Source organism: Streptomyces sp. NPDC015131 (genome assembly GCF_043079975.1).
Taxonomy (GTDB): Bacteria; Actinomycetota; Actinomycetes; order Streptomycetales; family Streptomycetaceae; genus Streptomyces.
Map to the genome: position 1 here is coordinate 722,127 of NZ_JBIBVB010000001.1, position 17,353 is coordinate 739,479.

The following is a 17,353-nucleotide window of genomic DNA, read 5'->3' on the forward strand; positions in this document are numbered from 1 at the left end:
GGTGAACGGTCCCCCGAGCACCCCGAGTCCCCCGAACACCGCGAGTACCCCGGCCACCCCGCCCTCCCCGCCCACCATCGGCGTCGAGGAGGAGTACTTCCTCGTCCACCCCACGACCCGTCAGCTGGAACCGGCGGCGCCCCGCGTGCTCGCGCGCGCCTCCGCCACCGTCGGCGACCTCGTCACGGGCGAGTTCACCGCGTACCAGATCGAGGGCAGGACCCCGCCCTGCGCGGGCGCCGGGGACCTCAGGGAGGAGCTGCGCCGGGTGCGGGCGGCGGCCGTGTCGGCGGCCCGCGCCGAAGGACTGCGGCTGTACGCCTCGGGCACGCCCGTCCTGGGCGCCCCCGGCCCCGCCTCGTCCCGCGACGGGCTGGGCGACCACCCCCGCTACCGTGCCGGTGCCGACCAGTACCGGGCCATGCTGGACGACTTCGCCATCGGCGCCCTCCACGTCCATGTGCACGTCCCGGACAAGGAGCTGGCCGTCCTCGCCGGCAACCACCTGCGGCCCTGGTTGCCGCTCCTGGTGGCCCTGAGCGCCAACTCGCCGTTCCACGAGGGCACCGACACCGGGTACGCCAGCTGGCGGGCCGTCATCCGGGGGCGCTTCCCCTGCCTGGGGCCCCCGCCGTACGCCGAGTCCCTCGACCACCACGAGCGGCTGGCAGTGGCGATCGCCGGGACGGAGGCGATGCTGGAGCCGGGCATGCCGTTCTGGGACCTCCGCCCCAACCCGCGCCTGCCCACGCTCGAAGTGCGCTCCATGGACGTCCTCCCCGGCATCGACGACACCGTGGCCCTGGCGGTGCTGGTCCGGGCGCTGGTGGTGACGGCGGCCGAACGGGTCGTGCGCGGCGACCCCGGCCCCCCGGTGGGCGCCGAACTGCTGCGCGCCGCCTACTGGAGGGCTGCCCGCGACGGCTGGGCCGGCGGCGGTGTGGACGCGCTCTCCGGCCGCGTCCTGCCGGCGCCGGAGCAGGCGGAGCGGCTGGTACGGCATGTGCGGCCGGTGCTGGAGGCGTACGGCGACCTGGACGAGGTGACGGCGTTCCTGCGGCGCCTCGCGGAGCGGGGGAGCGGCGCCGAGCGGCAGCGCGCCCGGGCCCGCGAGACGGGCCCGGCCGGGGTGGTGGACGCCCTGGTGGCCGCCACCGAACGGGTCAGCGGGCCGTGAGGGTGGTGACCAGGACGTCCCGGTGGGCGGGCCGGGCCGGGTCGGCCGGCCGGATCGGCGACACCCCGTGCAGGGTGGCCCGGTCGTCGCCCAGCATCAGGGTGCCCCGCTCCGCGAGGGTGGTGGTGAGCACCTCGCGGCCGTCCGGGTCGTACACGGTGCTCTCGCCGCCGGCCGCGTTCTCCCGGCCGATCAGCAGCGACGTCACCAGGGTGACACCGTCGCGGTGCCTGCCCTCCGGAGTGGGCGCGCCCTCCGCGCCGGAGGAGGCGACGACCCGGAAGGGGTGCACCTTCACGCTCCACTCGGCCGCGTCGTCGAGGCAGGCCGCCACGTCGCCCAGCATCCTCAGCAGCGGGGTCAGCAGCGGATCGGCCAGGAACGCCTCGGTCAGGGGCTCGAAGTGCCGGTCCCTGTCCACGTACAGCGGATTGGTGTCCTCCGGCTGGACGAACGCGATGTGCGGCTGCGCGGTCAGCTCCCCGCCGCGGGTCAGCAGGAAGTGCCCGTAGCGCCGCAGCCGGCGGGTGCCCCGCTCCGCCGCGTACGCGTCCGGCGCCAGGTCCTCCCAGTGGGCGGCGAAGGCCGCCCAGTCGTGCTCGTCCACGCCGAGGCACGCCGACAGGGCGGCCGGCGGCATCACATACGCGCCCTCCGACAGCAGCGCCCGGTGGGCGCCGGCGACGGGGGAGGCGGGTGCCGTGCTCGGGTCTTCGGCCACATCGTCCATGGCCCCATGGTCCGGTGTCCGCCGCGCGAGCGCATCCGGCGCGCCACCACGGGTTCCCCGGCCCCGTCCGCGGGGCGCGGCCGGCGGTTATCCACAGACCTGGGCAGACGCGGCGCGACCGCGTACGGTTTCGAGGCATGAAGATCCTTGTCAGCGCCGACATGGAAGGCGCCACCGGAGTGACCTGGCCGGCCGACGTGCTGCCCGGCTCCCCCCAGTGGGAGCGGTGCAGACCGATGTTCACGTCCGACGTGGACGCGGCGGTGCGGGGATTCTTCGACGGCGGTGCCGACGAGGTCCTCATCAATGAGGCGCACTGGACGATGCGCAATCTGCTGCTGGAGCGGCTGGACGAGCGGGCGGAGATGCTCACCGGCCGGCACAAGTCCCTGTCGATGGTGGAGGGCGTGCAGTACGGCGACGTGGACGGGGTCGCCTTCGTCGGGTACCACACCGGGGCCGGCGCCGAAGGGGTCCTCGCCCACACCTACCTCGCCAACTCCGTCACCGGCGTCTGGCTCAACGGTGTGCGCGCCAGCGAGGGCCTGCTCAACGCCCATGTCGTCGCCGAGTACGGAGTGCCCGTCATCCTCGTCACCGGCGACGACCTCACCTGCGAGGACGCCCTCGGATACGCCCCCGAGGCACGCAAGGTCGCGGTCAAGGACCATGTGTCGCGGTACGCGGCGGTGTGCCGCACCCCCACCCGGACGGCCGCCGACATCCGCGCCGCAGCCAAGGAGGCGACCGCTCTCGCCGTACGGTACGAACCGGTGCGCGGCGGACCGTTCACCGTGGAGCTGGAGTTCGACGCGGCGCACCTCGCGGCGGCGGCCACCGTCGTCCCGGGCGTCGTGGCCGGAGGGGAGCGGCGCGTCGCGTACACCAGCGAGACGATGTACGAGGCCATCCGCACCTTCAAGGCGGTCACCACGATCGTCTCGGCCGCAGTGGAGGAGCAGTATGGCTGACGTGACGGCACCTTTCGACACGGATTCCCAGGCGCTCGACGAGGTGGTGACCTTCACCTCCGAGCTGATCCGCATCGACACCACCAACCACGGCAGCGGCGACTGCCGGGAGAGGCCCGCCGCCGAGTACGTGGCCGAGCGGCTCGCCGACGCCGGGCTGGAACCGGTGATGCTGGAGCGCACCCCGGGCCGCACCAACGTGGTCGCCCGCATCGAGGGCACCGACCCGTCCGCCGACGCGCTGCTCGTCCACGGACACCTGGACGTGGTCCCGGCCGACGCCGCCGCCTGGCAGGTCCACCCCTTCTCCGGGGAGATCCGCGACGGGCTGGTCTGGGGCCGGGGCGCCGTCGACATGAAGAACATGGACGCGATGGTCCTGTCGGTGGTCCGCGAATGGGCCCGCCACGGCATCCGGCCGCGCCGCGACATCGTCATCGCCTACACCGCCGACGAGGAGGCCAGCGCCGCCGACGGCGCCGGATTCCTCGTCCGGCAGCACCGCGAGCTGTTCGAGGGCTGCACCGAGGGCATCGGCGAGTCCGGCGCGTACACCTTCCACGCCGGACCCGACCTGGAGATCTACCCCGTCGGGGCGGGGGAGCGGGGCACCGCCTGGCTGCGGCTGACGGCGGAGGGCCGGGCCGGCCACGGATCGAAGGTCAACCGGGAGAACGCGGTCAGCCGCCTCGCCGACGCCGTCTCCCGGATCGGGCAGCACGAGTGGCCGGTGCGGCTCACACCGACCGTGCGCGCCGCCCTCACCGAACTGGCCGCGCTCCACGGCCTCGAACCGGACCTCGACGCCGAGGACTTCGACGCCGACGCCCTGCTCGCCAAGCTCGGCCGCGCCGCCGCCCTCGTCGAGCCGACCATCCGCAACAGCTCCAACCCGACCATGCTGCACGCCGGTTACAAGGTCAACGTGATCCCGGACAGTGCCAGCGCCCATGTCGACGGGCGGGTGCTGCCCGGAGCGGACATCGAGTTCGCCGAGACCATGGACATGCTCACCGGGCCGGACGTCCAGTGGGAGTTCCAGCACCAGGAGATCGCCCTCCAGGCACCGGTCGACTCGCCGACCTTCGCCAAACTCCGCGCCGCGCTCAAGCACTTCGAGCCGGACGCGCACGTGGTGCCGTTCTGCATGTCGGGCGGCACCGACGCCAAGCACTTCGCCCGGCTCGGCATCACCGGCTACGGCTTCGCACCCCTGCGGCTGCCCGTCGGCTTCGACTACCAGGCGCTGTTCCACGGCGTCGACGAGCGGGTCCCGATCGAGGCCCTGCACTTCGGCATCCGCGTACTCGACCACTATCTGCAGACCGCCTAGGGGGGAAACCCGGCATGGTGCCCACGGGGGCTTACGGAACCTGGCCGTCACCGATCGACGCGCGTCTCGCCGCCGCGCACGACGGACGTCCCGAGTACGTCGGAGTCGTCGGCGACGAGGTGTGGTGGACCGAGCCGCGCCCCGCCGAGGGAGGCAGACGCACCCTGGTGCGCCGGCGCGCCGACGGCACCGAGGAACCGGTCCTGCCGGCGCCGTGGAACGTCCGCAGCAGGGTCGTCGAGTACGGCGGGACGCCCTGGGCCGGAGCCGTCCGGGAGGAGGGTCCGGGCGCCGGCGGCCCGCTGGTCGTCTTCAGCCACTTCCCCGACCAGCGGCTGTACGCCTACGAGCCCGACAACCCCGGCGGCGGCACCGGGCCGGTGCCGCTCACCCCGGTGTCACCCGTGGGCGGCGGGCTGCGCTGGGTGGACCCCGTCGTCCACCTCGACCGGGGCGAGGTCTGGTGCGTACTGGAGGAGTTCACCGGCCCCGGGCCCGGTGACGTCCGGCGGGTCGCCGCCGCCGTCCCCCTCGACGGGTCGGCGGCCGCCGACCGGGCCGCCGTACGGGAACTGACCCACGGACACCACCGGTTCGTCACCGGGCCGCGCCTCTCGCCCGACGGCCGGCGGGCCGTCTGGCTCGCCTGGGACCACCCCCGGATGCCGTGGGACGGCACGGTCGTGATGACCGGCGAGGTGACCGACGGCGGCCCGTTCGCCGAAGTGCGGGCCGTCGCCGGGGGACCCGAGGAGGCCGTCTGCCAGGCCGACTGGGCACCGGACGGCTCCCTGCTGTACGTCTCCGACGCCGGCGGATGGTGGGAGCCCTACCGGGTCGCGCCGGGCCGGGAGCCCGCCCCGCTGTGCCCGGGCCGGGCCGAGGAGTTCGGCGGGCCCCTGTGGAAGATCGGGATGAAGTGGTTCCAGCCGCTGGACGACGGGACCATCGCCGTCATCCACGGCCGGGGCGCCACCGCCCTCGGCATACTCGACCCCGAGACCGGCGAGGTCGTCGACGCCGCGGGCCCCTGGACCGAGTGGGCCGCCACCCTCGCCGGCCAGGGCTCCCGCGTCGTCGGCGTGGCCGCCAGCCCCCGCAGCGGCTACGAGGTCGTGGAGCTGGACACCCGCACCGGACGCACCCGGGTCGTCGGCGCCGCCCACCACGACGCCGTGGACCCCGCGTACTACCCGGAGCCGCAGATCCGCACCTTCACCGGCCCGGACGCCCGCGAGATCCACGCCCACATCTACCCGCCGCACAACCCCGACCGGATCGCCCCCGACGACGAACTGCCGCCCTACGTGGTCTGGGCCCACGGCGGCCCCACCGGGCACGCGCCGCTCGTCCTCGACCTGGCGATCGCCTACTTCACCTCCCGCGGCATCGGCGTCGCCGAGGTCAACTACGGCGGCTCCACCGGCTACGGCCGCTCCTACCGCGAGCGGCTGCGGGAGCAGTGGGGCGTCGTCGACGTCGAGGACTGCGCCGCCGTCGCCGAGGCGCTGACCGCCGAGGGCACCGCCGACCCCGGCCGCCTCGCGATCCGGGGCGGCAGCGCCGGCGGCTGGACCGCCGCGGCCTCGCTCGCCGCCACCGGCGTCTACGCCTGCGGCACCCTGATCTACCCCGTCCTCGACCTCACCGCATGGGCGGACGAGACACACGACTTTGAATCCCGCTACCTGGAGTCGCTGATCGGACCGCCCGCCGAGGTTCCCGGCCGCTACCGGGAGCGCGCCCCGCTCGCCCAGGTCGAGCGGATCGACCGGCCGTTCCTGCTGCTCCAGGGGCTGGACGACGTGATCTGCCCGCCCGCCCAGAGCCGGCGGTTCCTGGCGGCGATGGCCGGGCGGGGCATCCCGCACGCCTTCATCGCCTTCGAGGGGGAGGGCCACGGCTTCCGGCGGGCCGACACCGTGACCCGCGCCCTGGAGGCGGAACTGGCGCTGTACGCCCGGGTGTTCGGCATCAACCGGCTCGACGTCCCCCCGCTGGAGCTGCGGAAATGACGCCGGCCGAACTGGCCAGGCCGCGGCGGCTGCGCCCCGGCGACCGGGTCGCCCTCGTCTCGCCCAGCGGGCCGGTGCCCGAGGACCGCGTCCGGGAGGGCGCCGCCGTGCTGCGCGGCTGGGGGCTCGACCCGGTGGTGATGCCGCACGCCCTGGACGTCCACCCGGAGCTGCCCTACCTCGCCGGCACGGACCAGGACCGGGCCCGCGACCTCACCGACGCCTGGTGCGACCCGTCCGTGGCCGCCGTGATCTGCGCCCGCGGCGGCTACGGCGCCCAGCGCATGGTGGACCTGCTCGACTGGCCGGCCATGCGCGCCGCCGGCCACAAGGTCTTCGTCGGCTACAGCGATGTGACCGCGCTGCACGAGGCGTTCGCCACCCGCATGGGCCTCGCCACCCTGCACGGGCCGATGGCCGGCGCGGTCACCTTCCTCAAGGACGCCACCACCCGGGAGTCCCTGCGCGCCACCCTGTTCGAGCCCGAGACGGTCCGCACCCTGGGCCTGCCCGGGGCCCGCACCATGGTGCCCGGCCGGGCCCGGGGCGTCACCCTCGGCGGCTGCCTCGCCCTGCTCGCCGCGGACCTCGCCACCCCGCACGCCCGCCGCTCCCTGACGGGCGGGCTGCTCCTGCTGGAGGACGTCGGGGAGGAGGCGTACCGCGTCGACCGCATCCTGACCCAGCTGCTGCGCTCCGGACTGCTCGACGGGGTCGCGGGCATCGCCCTCGGCTCCTGGGAGGAGTGCGGCCCCTACGCCGAGATCCGCGCCACCCTGCTGGACCGGCTCGCCCCGCTCGGCGTGCCGGTGGTGGAGGAGCTGGGGTTCGGCCACGGCCCGGTCGGTCTGACCGTCCCCCTGGGCGTCCCCGCCGTCCTGGACGCGGACGCGGCCACGCTCACGCTGGAGGTGCCCGCACTGCGCTGACCCGCGCCCCCCGGGCCGCACCGGGCGCGCGGGGCTCAGGGCGTGTCCGCCACCGGGCTCGGGCCCGCGCGGCGGTGGTCGCGCAGCGCGGTGAAGACCGACCAGACCACCGACACCAGCGGCACCGCGACCACCGCGCCCACCACCCCCGCCGCGATGGCGCCCCCGATCACCGAGACCGCCACCACCAGCGGATGGAGCCGGACCGCCCAGCTCATCACCAGCGGATGCAGCAGATGCCCCTCGATCTGGCCGATGATCACGATCAGCGCGATCACGATGGCGGCCGTCAGCGGCCCCTTCGCCGCCAGGGCCACCACCGCCGCCACCGCCAGCGCGACCGGCGACCCGATCAGGGGGACGAACGCGGCCACGAACTCCAGCAGCGCCAGCGGCACGGCCAGCGGCACCCCCAGGAAGTACAGCGCCACGCCGACCAGGATCGCGTTGGTCGCGGCGACGAGCACGATCCCGCGCGTGTAGCCGGTGAAGGTGTGCCACGCCGCCCGGCCCGCGATCGCCCACCGCTCCCGTACCCGCTCCGGGAGCTGGCCGGTGAACCAGTCCCACTGCCGGTCGCCCGAGTGGATGAAGAACACCGAGGCGAACAGGCCGAGCGCGAGGGCCGTCAGCACGTGCACCGCCTCGCTCGCCCCGCTCACCGCCTTGCTCAGGAGCGTGGAGCGATGGGCGGAGAGCCACTGGGTGACCCGGCCGTGCAGATCGGACAGCACATCGGGGTTCAGCCGGAACGGCGGCTTCTCCAGCCACTCCTCGATCCGGTCGATGCCCTCGCGGAACTCCCGCACCAGGGTCGTCGTCTCGCCCGCGACCGCCTCGCCGACCCCCGCCAGCACCCCGAGGACCAGCGCGATCCCCGCGATCAGCGTCACGGCCACGGCGAGCCCCCGGGGCAGCCGGCGCGCCACGAGGTCGGCGACCGGCCGCAGCACCGCCGTGATCACCAGGGCGAGGAAGAGGGCCACCCCGATCTCGTGGAACCTGCCGAGCACGGCGAACACGGCGTAGACGGCCACGCCGACCACCAGAAGGCGCCACGCGTGGGCCGCGGCCGAGCGGAGGAACGGTGACACCTGGGGCTCCATGCCCAGCGAGGTACCACCCCGGGGCGCGCCCGCCACGCGCCCGGGCGGACGTTCGCCCGGCCGGGCGCCCCGGCCGGCGCGGATGCCACACGGGCCCGCCACCCCCGAGGGGGCGGCGGGCCCGGGCGCCGGTCGTGAACCGGGGCCGCGCGACGCGCGAGGAGACGAGAACCGCGCGAGGAGACGAGAACCGCGCGAGGAGCGGGAACCGCGCGAGGGACCGGGGCCGTGCCCGGCCCCGGGCGGCTCAGAGCGCGGCGTACCCCGGGCGGATCACCTCGTCGATGATCCGGCGGCGCTCCGGGAGCGGCAGGAAGGCCGACTCCACCGCCGCGACGGTGAACTCCTCGAACACCTCGGGGCCGTACCCGAAGGCGTCCGCCATGTGCCGGAACTCCTGGCTCATGGTGGTGCCGGACACCAGCCGGTTGTCGGTGTTCAGGGTGACGCGGAAGCCCAGGCGGCGCAGCAGGTCGATGGGGTGCGTCGCGTAGTCCTTGGCGGCGCCGGTCTGGAGGTTGGAGGTCGGGCAGACCTCCAGGGCGATGCGGTTGTCCCGGACGTACGCGGCCAGGTGGCCCAGGGTGGCCGTGCCGTCCTCGGCGACCTGGATGTCGTCGGTGATCCGCACCCCGTGGCCGATCCGCTCGGCGCCGCACACCTGCACGGCCTCGTGGATCGACTCGGCGCCCACGGCTTCGCCGGCGTGGATGGTGAAGTGGCAGTTGTGCCGCTTGAGGTGCTGGAAGGCCGGGAGGTGGCGCGAGGGCGGGTTGCCGATCTCGCCGCCCGCGATGTCGAAGCCCGCCACCCCGCGCTCGCGGTGGGCGACAGTCAGCTCGGCTATCTCCAGCGACCGGTCCGTGTGGCGCATCCCGGTCAGCAGGGTGCCGACGGTGATCCGGCCGCCGGCGCGGCGCTCGCCCTCGCGGAAGCCCTCGTTCACGGCCTCGACGACCTCGTCGAGGGTCAGCCCGCCCTCCAGGTGCTGCTCGGGGGCGTACCGCACCTCGGCGTAGACGACACCGTCGGCCGCCAGGTCCTCGGCGCACTCGGCCGCGATCCGGAACAGCGCCTCGCGGGTCTGCATCACCGCACAGGTGTGGGCGAACGTCTCCAGGTAGCGCTCCAGGGAGCCGGAGTCGGCGGCGTCCCGGAACCAGACGCCCAGGGCGTCCGGGTCCTCGGTGGGCAGGCCGGTGTAACCGCACGCGCGGGCCAGCTCGATGATCGTGGCGGGGCGCAGGCCGCCGTCCAGGTGGTCGTGGAGGACCGCCTTGGGGGCGCGGCGGATCCAGTCGGCGGAAGGAGCGTCGGCAGCGACGTTGTCAGACAAGTGCATGCTGCGGGAGTGTACGGCACCCCCGGCGGTGGCGCCGTGACGCAGCCGACAGCGCCTCGCCGCCCCGCCGCCGCGTCAGTTGGACTGCAGGACCGGGAGGGCCGCCGCGCCCGTCGGGAGCATGTGCTTGGCCGCCAGGACGGGGGTCTCGCCGACCCGTACGACCTGCGTGATCAGCACCGCCGGGGTGTCGGCGGGCCGGCCGAGCTGCTCCCCGCGCCGCTGGCCCACCAGGGTCGCGGTCACACTGCTGTGCGCGCTCAGGGACACCCCGCGCGAAGCCCCGGCGAGCACCGCGAGCATCGACGTCCGCCCGGCGTCCGGGGTGGCCGCCACCGCGTCCAGCGCCCGGGCGAAGGCGGGGTGCGCCCGCTCCAGCACGTCCCCGGCCGCCGCCCACTCCTGGCTGAGCGCGGCGGCGGTGCCGTCCGCCGCCAGCAGCGACTCCCAGAACCGCAGCCCGGCGCGGGCGGCGGCGAGCAGGTGCTGGGTGGTGAAGTCGGTGGGCTCCTCGACGGCCCGCAGCAGGGCCCGTACGCGGACCGGGGCCCCGGCGCCGATCAGCTCCTCCAGCGGCTGGATGTGCTCGAAGCCCCGCCGCGGGGGCCGGTCGGCGACCGTCCGGCCGACGCCCCGGCGCACGGACAGCAGCCCGTCCTCCTGGAGGAGCAGCAGCGCCTCGCGCAGCGCGGGCCGGCTGACGCCCAGCTCCGCGGCGAGCCGGGGCTCGGACGGAAGGGTGGACCCGGGCGGGTAGGTGCCGGCGTGGATGGCGTCCACGATCCGCTCGTACAGCACCACCACCGGTCTGCGCCGCTCCGCGCTGCTGACCACCACTGCCCCTCCTCGGTTCACTTGTCTGCAAGCTAAGCCCCCGGCGAGGGGGCGGGCAATGACCCCGAGGTCTCGATTCGGCCGCGTGGACCGGGCCCTGAGCGCCGGGCCTGAGCTGCCGGAACGGCGCCGCTGAGCTGCGGTGACGGTGCCGGTGAGCCGTCCCGGCGACGACGAAATCCGAAAAGTTCTCCGGGAGGTATTGACGTTTACGCGCGTAGATCTCAGAGTGACTCAGCGGTACTTGTCTGACAAGAGATCGGCATGTGCCGCTGTGCGCGGTTTCGCCGTTCCCGGCACCGCACCCGACATGACATCAGAGGCAAAGGGGCCGACATGTCCATCTCGCTCGGCCGGACACGTTCCGGAGCCGACTCCGACCTCGCGGGCCGCGGCCCGATGCTGCTGGCGATGGTCCTGGCCGTACTCGGCTACCAGATCAACGCCACCATGCTCAGCCCCGCACTGCCCGATGTCATCGAGCGCCTCGGCACCACCACGGCCGCCGCCGGACTGTCGCAGACCCTGTTCTTCCTGATGGCCGCCATCGGCCAGGTGACGATCGCCCGCCTCAGCGACCAGCGCGGCCGCAAGCCGATGATGGTCGTCTGCGCGGTCGTCCTGATCGCGGGCAACCTGCTCTGCGTCTTCGCCCCGAACATCGAGATCTTCATCGCCGGCCGCGTCCTCCAGGGCGTCTCGGCGGCGATGTTCACCCTGGCCTTCCTCACCCTGAACCAGCTCCTCACCCCGGCCGGCTTCGGCAAGGCCGCCGGAATCATCACCGCCGTCAACGGCGGCCTCGCCGGGGTCGACGCCATCGCGGGCGGCCAGATCGCCGACACCATCGGCTTCCGCGGCATCTTCGTCTGCTCCACCCTGATCGCCGTCGCCGGCCTGATCGGGGTCCGCCGGTACGTCCCCGACGTCCCGCCCACCGCAGACGCCGGCGCCCGCTTCGACTCGCGCGGCATCGCCGCCCTCGCCCTCGGCCTCACCGGCGTCCTCGTCGGCCTCGCCCAGGGCGGCGCCTGGGGCTGGACCTCGGCCCTCACCCTCGGCTTCCTGCTCGGCGGTCTCGCCTCCCTGGTCTTCTTCGTCGTCTCGCAGAAGAGCGCCCCCAACCCGGTCATCGACCTCGACGTCCTCGCCTCGCGGCGCGCCTGGCCGCTGCTGCTCACCACCGTCTGCACCCTCGGTGGCGCCTTCGGCGCGATCGCGCTGACCATCCCGCTGTTCTCGCAGGACGCCCGGGTCGGCCTGGGTCTGAGCGCCGTCACCGCGGCGGTCCTCTTCCTCACCCCGATCCAGCTGATCGGAGTGATCTCCGCCCCGCTGACCGGCCGCCTCGGTCCCCGGATCGGCTGGCGGAAGGTCGTGGTCGCCGGAGCCGTCGCCAACTTCGTGATCTTCGTCTTCGCGACGGTGTTCCTGCACAGCGAGTGGATCCTGGTCGCCGCGCTGGCGGCGCTGGGTGTCACCTACGGCGGCTTCATGCTCACCGGCCTCAACGGCCTCGCCGTCACCACCGCGCCCAAGGACAAGCCCGGGTCGCTGTCCGGCCTGAACGGCGCCTGCTTCGGCATCGGCGCCTCCCTCGGCATCGCCCTCGCCTCCGCCATGATCAGCGCGGGCAGCGACGCCCGGGGAGTCACCGAGGCCGGGTACCAGCACGCGATGTACGCCGCCCTCGCCCTGCTCGGCATCGGCGTCGTCACCGCGCTGCTCATCCAGCGCCCCGACCCGGCGGACACCGCCGAGGACGGCGAGCAGCGGCTGGTCGTCGCCCACCACTGAGGCCGCCGCCGCTCATCCGTACGGCCCCTCACACCGCCCCCGGCGACCGGGATCCACCGATCCTGGTCGCCGGGGGCGGCAGTCGTGCAGCACCCGGCACGCGCCGCTGCCGTCGCCGGCCCGGCCCCGTCACTACCCTGACCGGATGTCCATGAAGGCACCCCGTCCCCCGTACGTCGCCGAAGGCGGGCGCGTCGGCATCCGGCCCTTCCGGCACGAGGACGCCGACGAGTTCACCGCCCGCGCGCGCGAGAGCCGTGCGCTGCACCGGCCGTGGCTGTTCCCGCCGGACACCGCGCAGGCGTACGCGGCCTACGCGCGCGCCCGCATCGAGAGCCCGGACGCCGAGCCGCTGCTGGTCTGCGAGCGCGACGCGGACGGCGCCATCGCCGGGTACATCAGCATCAACAACATCGTCCGCGGCGGCTTCCTCAACGGCACCCTCGGCTACGGCGCCTTCGCGCACGCGGCCGGGCGCGGTCTGATGGGGGAGGGGCTCGGGCTCGTCCTCCGCCACGCCTTCGGCCCGCTCGGGCTGCACCGGCTGGAGGCGAACATCCAGCCCGGCAACGAGCCCTCCCGGGCGCTGGTGCGCCGCGCCGCTTTCCGGCTGGAGGGGTTCTCCCCGGCGTTCATCCTGGTCGACGGGGCGTGGCGGGACCACGAGCGCTGGGCGATCACCGCCGGTGAGGTGCCGGCGGCCGGCGGGTGAGGTCGCACCCGCCGGCCGCCGGCCCGTACTCCCGCGGTCAGTGCCTGAACGCGTCCTTGGTCTTCTCCACCGCCTGTCCGGCGTCACCCTTGGCCTGCTCGGCCCGGCCCTTCGCCTCCAGGCTCTCGTTGCCGACCGCCCTGCCGGTGGCCTCCTTGGCCTTGCCCTTGGCGGTCCGCGCCACATTCTTGGCCTTCTTGCCCGTGGCCATGTGCGTCACCTCCCGGGCGGTCGCTCGCAACGGCGGGGCGCCGGTGCGGAACACGCCCCACGGGGCCTCCTACCCGTCGGTCACCCGGTGAAGCGGGCAAATCGTACAAATTTCCCGGTGGTGAGCGCGGTCGGGAGCGGTCAGGGCTGATCGGCCGGCGGCAGCAGGGTGCCCAGCGGGCCCAGGTCCAGGTTCAGGTCGTCCATCGTCAGCCCGTACTGCGCGCACAGGCCGGTCATCCGGTCGTACAGCACCATCAGCGTCGACCCGAGGCGCTCTTCCTCCTCCTCGCTGAGGTCGCCCGCGTCCACCCGGTGCAGGGCCTGCCGCTCCATCAGCTGCCGCAACAGCTCCACCAGGGTCAGCACCAGCTTCATCAGGTCCCGCTCCACGGTGTCCGGGTCGGCGTTGATCCGCCGGGCCGGATGCGCCGGCCGCTCCCCGGCCGGCCGGGGCAGCTCGCCCGGAGCGGCCGGCAGCAGCCGGAAGGCGCGGCCCGCCGCGTCGGCGACCTCCTGGTAGCGGTCCGGGTCAGGCGGCATGCCGCTCCCGCGCCCCGCCGTCCCCGCCGCCACCACCGGGGAGGGCATCGCGGGGGAGGGCCCGGTCGAAGGGGCTCGGCGTCTCGGCGCTGATGGAGACGATCAGCGCGCGCAGCGACACCCGGACGAGGTCGATGTCGGCGATCGACAGGACGACGTCCCCCGTCACCACCACCCCGCCGGTCAGCAGCCGGTCCAGCAGGTCGATCAGCGCGACCTGGCGCTGGGGGAGGGGCGCGGAGCCGGACGCCCGGTCGTCCAGGGTCATCGGGGAGCCGCCTCCTCCCGGTCCGTCCCGCCGGACCCGGGCACCCCGGCCTCCGGCACGTCCGCCGCGAAGGAGTACGGAGCCCAGGGCCCGGTGATCTCCGCCCGTACCGGCGAACCGCTCCCGGCCGCCTCCCGCACGGCCGCCAGGAAGGCGTCGGCGCGGCCGGACGGCACGAGGTAGGCGTCATTGCCGACGTTCTCCGCCGGGCCCCCGGCCAGCGGGCCCTGCTGGACCCGGTGGCGCACATGGTCGACGGCGTACGCCAGCGCGGCCTCGTCGACGCGCCGCGCGGCGTCGGCGGCGGCGCGGTGGGCCTCGTCCCGGGCGGTACGTTCGTTACGGCGGCTGCGCAGGTACGCCCGCCCCGGGCTCAGCCCCGGCGCCCCGCCGCTCCCGCCGCCCTCGTCCTCCGTGGCGCCCCCGGCCGGCGGGGCGTCCAGGTACAGCTTCACGCCCCACTCGACATGGCCGGCGAGCCGTGCGAGGCGGGAGCGGAACGCGGCGCCCGAGGCGTCCAGCAGGGCCCCGACCCCCGCGTCGTCCCGGTAGATGGTGGCCAGCCGCAGCGGGAGCACGGTGACCCGCGCGGCGACCGCGTCGACCACCCCGTGGTGGGCCCGTGCCACGGCCTCCAGCCAGGTCAGGTCCTCCAGGTGGGCGGCCAGCGGCCGTTCCTCGAACTCGGCGGCCGGCACCCCGCTCACCACGGCCGCGACGCCCTCGCCGGACAGGACGCGCACCGGCGCGCCCCCGACGCCCCGGAGGTCCCGCACCGTCTCGCGCAGGGCGGGCGCGTCGTCCGCGACGGCGTAGAGATACGTGACCTCGCCGGACCCGCCGGTCATGACTCGTCCGCCTCGGGGCCACCGGTCCGCCGCCGGCCCTCGGCGCGTCCGCGCTCACCGCGCCCGTTCGCACCGCGCCCGTTCTCGGTGCGCCGCGGCTCCGTGCGCCGGGGCTCCGCGCGCCGTCCTTCCGTCCGTCCGCGGGCCGGGCGGTCCTCGGTGCGCCGGCCCTCGGCGGAGCGGCCCTCCACGGAGCGGCGGCGGGCGGAGGGAGCGCGGTCGAGCGGCGCCCGCTCGTCGCGCAGCGCCTCGATCTCCTCCCGCAGCCGCCGGTTCTCCTCGGCGAGGCTGGGGCGGTCGTCGGCGCGCGACGAGAGCGACGGGTCGTGCTCCCACCAGTCGATGCCCATCTCCTTCGCCTTGTCGACCGAGGCGACGAGCAACCGCAGCTTGATGGTGAGCAGTTCGATGTCGAGGAGGTTGATCTGGATGTCGCCCGCGATGACGATGCCCTTGTCGAGGACGCGTTCCAGGATGTCGGCGAGGTTGGCGGACGAGCCCTGCCCGTAGGCGGGCGCCGCCCGCGACGGATAGGAGCCGAGATTGCTGGGGACGGGTTCTGTCACGGCCGGTCGACCTCGATTCGGCGTCGGAGTCGGTCAGCGCCGGGTTCCGGCCCGGCGGCGTGGGCGGTCCTCTTCGAATGGCTCCTCGTCCTCCTCCTCGTCCCACTCCTCGTCGTCGTCCCGCGGGGCGTCCTCGTCGTCCTCCTCCCAGTCCTCGTCCTCCTCCCGCGGATCGCGCTCGTACGCTTCGTCCTCGTCCTCGTCGCGGTACTCGCCGTCCTCCTCCTCGTCGTAACCGTCGTCCTCGTCGTAGCCGTCCTGGTCGTCGTGCTCGTCCGCCGCCCCGCCGGAGTCCTCGCCGGAGTCCTCGCCGTCCCGCTCCTCGTCCGCCACGGCCTCGTCGTGGTCGCGGACGACCTCGCCGTCGCGGATCTCACCGCGCCAGCCCTCGGCGGGCTCGCCCTGCATGGTGACGAACTTGCGGAACAGCTTCAGGTCCAGCCGGGCGCGCCGGCCCTGGGCCCGCCAGATGTTGCCGGTCTTCTCGAACAGCCCCTTGGGGAAGTACTCCAGGACCAGCAGCACCTTGGTGAGGTTGTCGCCCAGGGGATGGAAGGTCACCGCGCCCTTGGTGGTGCCCTTGGCGCCCTCCGAGCTCCACACGATCCGCTCGTCCGGGATCTGTTCAAGGGTCTTGGCCTGCCAGCTCCGGTTGGACTTGGCGACCTTGGCCTGCCAGTTGGTGGTGACCTCGTCGGACTGCTCGACGTTCACCACGCCCTTGGCGAAGCGCCCGAACTCCTGGAACTGCGTCCACTGCCCGTACGCCTGGCGTACGGGCACCCCCACGTCGATGTCCTCGATGACGACGACGCTCTTCCCGCGGGTCTCGCCCTTGCCGCTCTTGCCGGTGAGCTTGCCGACCAGCCCGGACACCTTGTCCTTGACGCCGCCCGCCACATGGGACAGCGCCATCGACGCGGCGGCGCCGCCCGGCGACTTGCCCTTGCCGAGGGCCTCGCCGCCCTTGGAGAGGGTGCCGAGCACATTGCCGAGGGAGTTGCCCGGGTCGCCGAGCTGCTTGGTGGCCTCGCCCAGGCGCTCGCCCATGGTGCCGACCGCCCGCTCGGCGCGGGCCTCCAGGTACTGGCGCAGCTCGTCCTTGAGCCGGTCGCCCGCGCCGGCGACCGCGTCCGTGGCCCTGTCGCCGTTGTCGCCCTTGTCGGCGGTCATGTCCGGGACCTCCTCGCCGTACCGCCGCCACGGCCCTCACCTCGCGCCGAGGCGGACGTGCCGGTCTTCTTGCTGGTGGACTTGCTCGCCGTCCTGCCGGCGGTGGACTTGGCCGCGGAGCCCGCGCTCGCCGTCTTCTTCCGGGCGGCCGTGCCGGTGGACTTCGTGCCGCTCCCCGTGCCGCTGCCCGACCTCGATCCGGTGGACTTCTTCGCGGGGGCCTTCTTCGCCGCGGGCTTCGCTCGGCCGGTCCCGGTTCCGGTGGACTTCGCGCTTCCGGCCCCGCCGGTAAGGGACTTGGTTCCGGTTCCGCGACCGCCGCGCTCCTCCTCGTGCTCCTCGCGCTCCTCGTCCTCGTCGTGCTCGTCGGACTCGTCGGACTCGTCGTGCTCCTCGTGGTCGTCGTCCCGCTCGTCGAACTCGTCGTCCCGTTCGTCCCGTTCGTCCTCGTACTGGTCCTCGTCCTCGTCCTCGTCGGAGCCCGCCGCCGGGAGGTCGCGCAGCCCCCGGGTGCGGTCGTGCAGGGAGTCGGCCAGCCGGTCGGCCCGGGCGGCGACGGCGGTGGCCGCGGCCTGCTTCCCGGCCGCGAGGAGGTCGTTGCGCACCCGGTCGCCGAGGGCGTCGAACGCCGGCGACCCGGTCACGGCCGAGGCGACGTCCTTGGGGTTGATCTTCTTGCGGAGCATCCAGGTCGCCACGGCGATGGCGAGCTTGCCCTTCTTGGTCCGTCCCAGCACATAGCCGCTCAACAGGGCCGCGCCGGTGGTGGCGTTGTTCATCGCGGGAAGTCCTCCTCGCA

General features: G+C 74.4%; 18 protein-coding genes. 7 read left to right on the forward strand and 11 right to left on the reverse strand.

All coding sequences use genetic code 11. From position 1 onward, the window contains the following. Nucleotide 1: 1 nt before the first annotated feature. Nucleotides 2–1,177, forward strand: a complete 1,176-nt coding sequence (locus ACF08D_RS02905; protein ID WP_392220712.1) for a glutamate--cysteine ligase — start codon at nucleotides 2–4, stop codon at nucleotides 1,175–1,177. Here ACF08D_RS02905 and ACF08D_RS02910 read toward each other — a convergent pair. After that, complete coding sequence (locus ACF08D_RS02910) at nucleotides 1,164–1,907, reverse strand: 2OG-Fe dioxygenase family protein (protein ID WP_392220713.1); 744 nt, start codon at nucleotides 1,905–1,907, stop codon at nucleotides 1,164–1,166. The genes ACF08D_RS02905 and ACF08D_RS02910 overlap by 14 nt on opposite strands. Before the next feature lie 137 nt (nucleotides 1,908–2,044). Between ACF08D_RS02910 and ACF08D_RS02915 the strand changes: the two genes are divergently transcribed. From ACF08D_RS02915 to ACF08D_RS02930, 4 genes are read left to right on the forward strand one after another with little or no spacing between them, the layout of a single operon-like run. Continuing rightward, nucleotides 2,045–2,878 carry a M55 family metallopeptidase gene (locus ACF08D_RS02915; protein WP_392220714.1) on the forward strand — a complete coding sequence of 278 codons (834 nt, stop codon included), beginning with the start codon at nucleotides 2,045–2,047 and terminating at the stop codon, nucleotides 2,876–2,878. Next, the gene (locus tag ACF08D_RS02920) at nucleotides 2,871–4,211 is read left to right on the forward strand and encodes a M20/M25/M40 family metallo-hydrolase (protein WP_392220715.1); all 1,341 of its coding nucleotides are present in this window, start codon (nucleotides 2,871–2,873) and stop codon (nucleotides 4,209–4,211) included. The genes ACF08D_RS02915 and ACF08D_RS02920 overlap by 8 nt, the downstream gene beginning before the upstream one ends. A gap of 14 nt (nucleotides 4,212–4,225) precedes the next feature. Further along, a complete protein-coding gene (locus tag ACF08D_RS02925) occupies nucleotides 4,226–6,226 on the forward strand; it encodes a prolyl oligopeptidase family serine peptidase (protein ID WP_392220716.1) in 2,001 nt (666 codons plus the stop codon). Further along, nucleotides 6,223–7,155, forward strand: a complete 933-nt coding sequence (locus ACF08D_RS02930; protein WP_392220717.1) for an LD-carboxypeptidase — start codon at nucleotides 6,223–6,225, stop codon at nucleotides 7,153–7,155. The genes ACF08D_RS02925 and ACF08D_RS02930 overlap by 4 nt, the downstream gene beginning before the upstream one ends. A gap of 35 nt (nucleotides 7,156–7,190) precedes the next feature. On the opposite strand, the gene ACF08D_RS02935 is transcribed toward ACF08D_RS02930, so the two are convergent. The 3 genes from ACF08D_RS02935 to ACF08D_RS02945 all read right to left on the reverse strand — a co-directional run bounded on the left by ACF08D_RS02935 (nucleotide 7,191) and on the right by ACF08D_RS02945 (nucleotide 10,437). Beyond that, complete coding sequence (locus ACF08D_RS02935; RefSeq protein ID WP_392220718.1) at nucleotides 7,191–8,261, reverse strand: AI-2E family transporter; 1,071 nt, start codon at nucleotides 8,259–8,261, stop codon at nucleotides 7,191–7,193. A gap of 247 nt (nucleotides 8,262–8,508) precedes the next feature. After that, nucleotides 8,509–9,603, reverse strand: coding sequence for an adenosine deaminase (locus ACF08D_RS02940; protein WP_392220719.1), 1,095 nt, complete (start codon nucleotides 9,601–9,603; stop codon nucleotides 8,509–8,511). A 75-nt stretch (nucleotides 9,604–9,678) separates the two neighbouring features. Then, a complete protein-coding gene (locus ACF08D_RS02945) occupies nucleotides 9,679–10,437 on the reverse strand; it encodes a GntR family transcriptional regulator (protein ID WP_392221199.1) in 759 nt (252 codons plus the stop codon). Nucleotides 10,438–10,773: 336 nt separating this feature from the next. Here ACF08D_RS02945 and ACF08D_RS02950 point away from each other — a divergent pair, with 336 nt between their 5' ends. Beyond that, a complete protein-coding gene (locus ACF08D_RS02950) occupies nucleotides 10,774–12,234 on the forward strand; it encodes an MFS transporter (RefSeq protein ID WP_392220720.1) in 1,461 nt (486 codons plus the stop codon). Between the two features lie 145 nt (nucleotides 12,235–12,379). After that, nucleotides 12,380–12,946, forward strand: a complete 567-nt coding sequence (locus ACF08D_RS02955) for a GNAT family N-acetyltransferase (RefSeq protein ID WP_392220721.1) — start codon at nucleotides 12,380–12,382, stop codon at nucleotides 12,944–12,946. 37 nt (nucleotides 12,947–12,983) lie between these two features. Here ACF08D_RS02955 and ACF08D_RS02960 read toward each other — a convergent pair whose 3' ends face one another. The 7 genes from ACF08D_RS02960 to ACF08D_RS02990 form a co-directional block, all read right to left on the reverse strand. Next, on the reverse strand, nucleotides 12,984–13,157 hold the full coding sequence (locus tag ACF08D_RS02960; protein ID WP_392220722.1) for a CsbD family protein: 174 nt from the start codon (nucleotides 13,155–13,157) through the stop codon (nucleotides 12,984–12,986). Between the two features lie 140 nt (nucleotides 13,158–13,297). After that, on the reverse strand, nucleotides 13,298–13,699 hold the full coding sequence (locus tag ACF08D_RS02965) for a gas vesicle protein K (RefSeq protein ID WP_392220723.1): 402 nt from the start codon (nucleotides 13,697–13,699) through the stop codon (nucleotides 13,298–13,300). Next, nucleotides 13,689–13,967 (reverse strand): gas vesicle protein GvpJ, encoded by a 279-nt coding sequence (gvpJ, locus tag ACF08D_RS02970; RefSeq protein ID WP_392220724.1) that lies wholly within the window; start codon nucleotides 13,965–13,967, stop codon nucleotides 13,689–13,691. The genes ACF08D_RS02965 and gvpJ (ACF08D_RS02970) overlap by 11 nt, the downstream gene beginning before the upstream one ends. Further along, nucleotides 13,964–14,815, reverse strand: a complete 852-nt coding sequence (locus tag ACF08D_RS02975) for a GvpL/GvpF family gas vesicle protein (protein WP_392220725.1) — start codon at nucleotides 14,813–14,815, stop codon at nucleotides 13,964–13,966. Before ACF08D_RS02975 ends, gvpJ (ACF08D_RS02970) begins: the two co-directional genes overlap by 4 nt. Then, nucleotides 14,812–15,381 carry a gas vesicle protein GvpJ gene (gene gvpJ, locus ACF08D_RS02980; RefSeq protein ID WP_392220726.1) on the reverse strand — a complete coding sequence of 190 codons (570 nt, stop codon included), beginning with the start codon at nucleotides 15,379–15,381 and terminating at the stop codon, nucleotides 14,812–14,814. Before gvpJ (ACF08D_RS02980) ends, ACF08D_RS02975 begins: the two co-directional genes overlap by 4 nt. A 33-nt stretch (nucleotides 15,382–15,414) precedes the next feature. After that, nucleotides 15,415–16,554: an SRPBCC family protein gene (locus ACF08D_RS02985; protein ID WP_392220727.1), complete on the reverse strand. Its 1,140-nt coding sequence runs from the start codon at nucleotides 16,552–16,554 to the stop codon at nucleotides 15,415–15,417. Further along, entirely contained in the window at nucleotides 16,551–17,333 is a 783-nt protein-coding gene (locus ACF08D_RS02990) for a hypothetical protein (RefSeq protein ID WP_392220728.1), read from the reverse strand. Before ACF08D_RS02990 ends, ACF08D_RS02985 begins: the two co-directional genes overlap by 4 nt. Nucleotides 17,334–17,353: the final 20 nt, after the last annotated feature.

What these genes read in the sequence shown, in the direction of transcription:
- ACF08D_RS02910 (WP_392220713.1), bottom strand. Translation starts at nt 1,907, where the DNA reads ATGGACGATGTGGCCGAAGACCCGAGCACGGCACCCGCCTCCCCCGTC.
- ACF08D_RS02915 (WP_392220714.1), top strand. Translation starts at nt 2,045, where the DNA reads ATGAAGATCCTTGTCAGCGCCGACATGGAAGGCGCCACCGGAGTGACC.
- ACF08D_RS02920 (WP_392220715.1), top strand. Translation starts at nt 2,871, where the DNA reads ATGGCTGACGTGACGGCACCTTTCGACACGGATTCCCAGGCGCTCGAC.
- ACF08D_RS02925 (WP_392220716.1), top strand. Translation starts at nt 4,226, where the DNA reads ATGGTGCCCACGGGGGCTTACGGAACCTGGCCGTCACCGATCGACGCG.
- ACF08D_RS02930 (WP_392220717.1), top strand. Translation starts at nt 6,223, where the DNA reads ATGACGCCGGCCGAACTGGCCAGGCCGCGGCGGCTGCGCCCCGGCGAC.
- ACF08D_RS02935 (WP_392220718.1), bottom strand. Translation starts at nt 8,261, where the DNA reads ATGGAGCCCCAGGTGTCACCGTTCCTCCGCTCGGCCGCGGCCCACGCG.
- ACF08D_RS02940 (WP_392220719.1), bottom strand. Translation starts at nt 9,603, where the DNA reads ATGCACTTGTCTGACAACGTCGCTGCCGACGCTCCTTCCGCCGACTGG.
- ACF08D_RS02950 (WP_392220720.1), top strand. Translation starts at nt 10,774, where the DNA reads ATGTCCATCTCGCTCGGCCGGACACGTTCCGGAGCCGACTCCGACCTC.
- ACF08D_RS02955 (WP_392220721.1), top strand. Translation starts at nt 12,380, where the DNA reads ATGTCCATGAAGGCACCCCGTCCCCCGTACGTCGCCGAAGGCGGGCGC.
- ACF08D_RS02960 (WP_392220722.1), bottom strand. Translation starts at nt 13,157, where the DNA reads ATGGCCACGGGCAAGAAGGCCAAGAATGTGGCGCGGACCGCCAAGGGC.
- ACF08D_RS02965 (WP_392220723.1), bottom strand. Translation starts at nt 13,699, where the DNA reads ATGCCGCCTGACCCGGACCGCTACCAGGAGGTCGCCGACGCGGCGGGC.
- gvpJ (WP_392220724.1), bottom strand. Translation starts at nt 13,967, where the DNA reads ATGACCCTGGACGACCGGGCGTCCGGCTCCGCGCCCCTCCCCCAGCGC.
- ACF08D_RS02975 (WP_392220725.1), bottom strand. Translation starts at nt 14,815, where the DNA reads ATGACCGGCGGGTCCGGCGAGGTCACGTATCTCTACGCCGTCGCGGAC.
- ACF08D_RS02985 (WP_392220727.1), bottom strand. Translation starts at nt 16,554, where the DNA reads ATGACCGCCGACAAGGGCGACAACGGCGACAGGGCCACGGACGCGGTC.
- ACF08D_RS02990 (WP_392220728.1), bottom strand. Translation starts at nt 17,333, where the DNA reads ATGAACAACGCCACCACCGGCGCGGCCCTGTTGAGCGGCTATGTGCTG.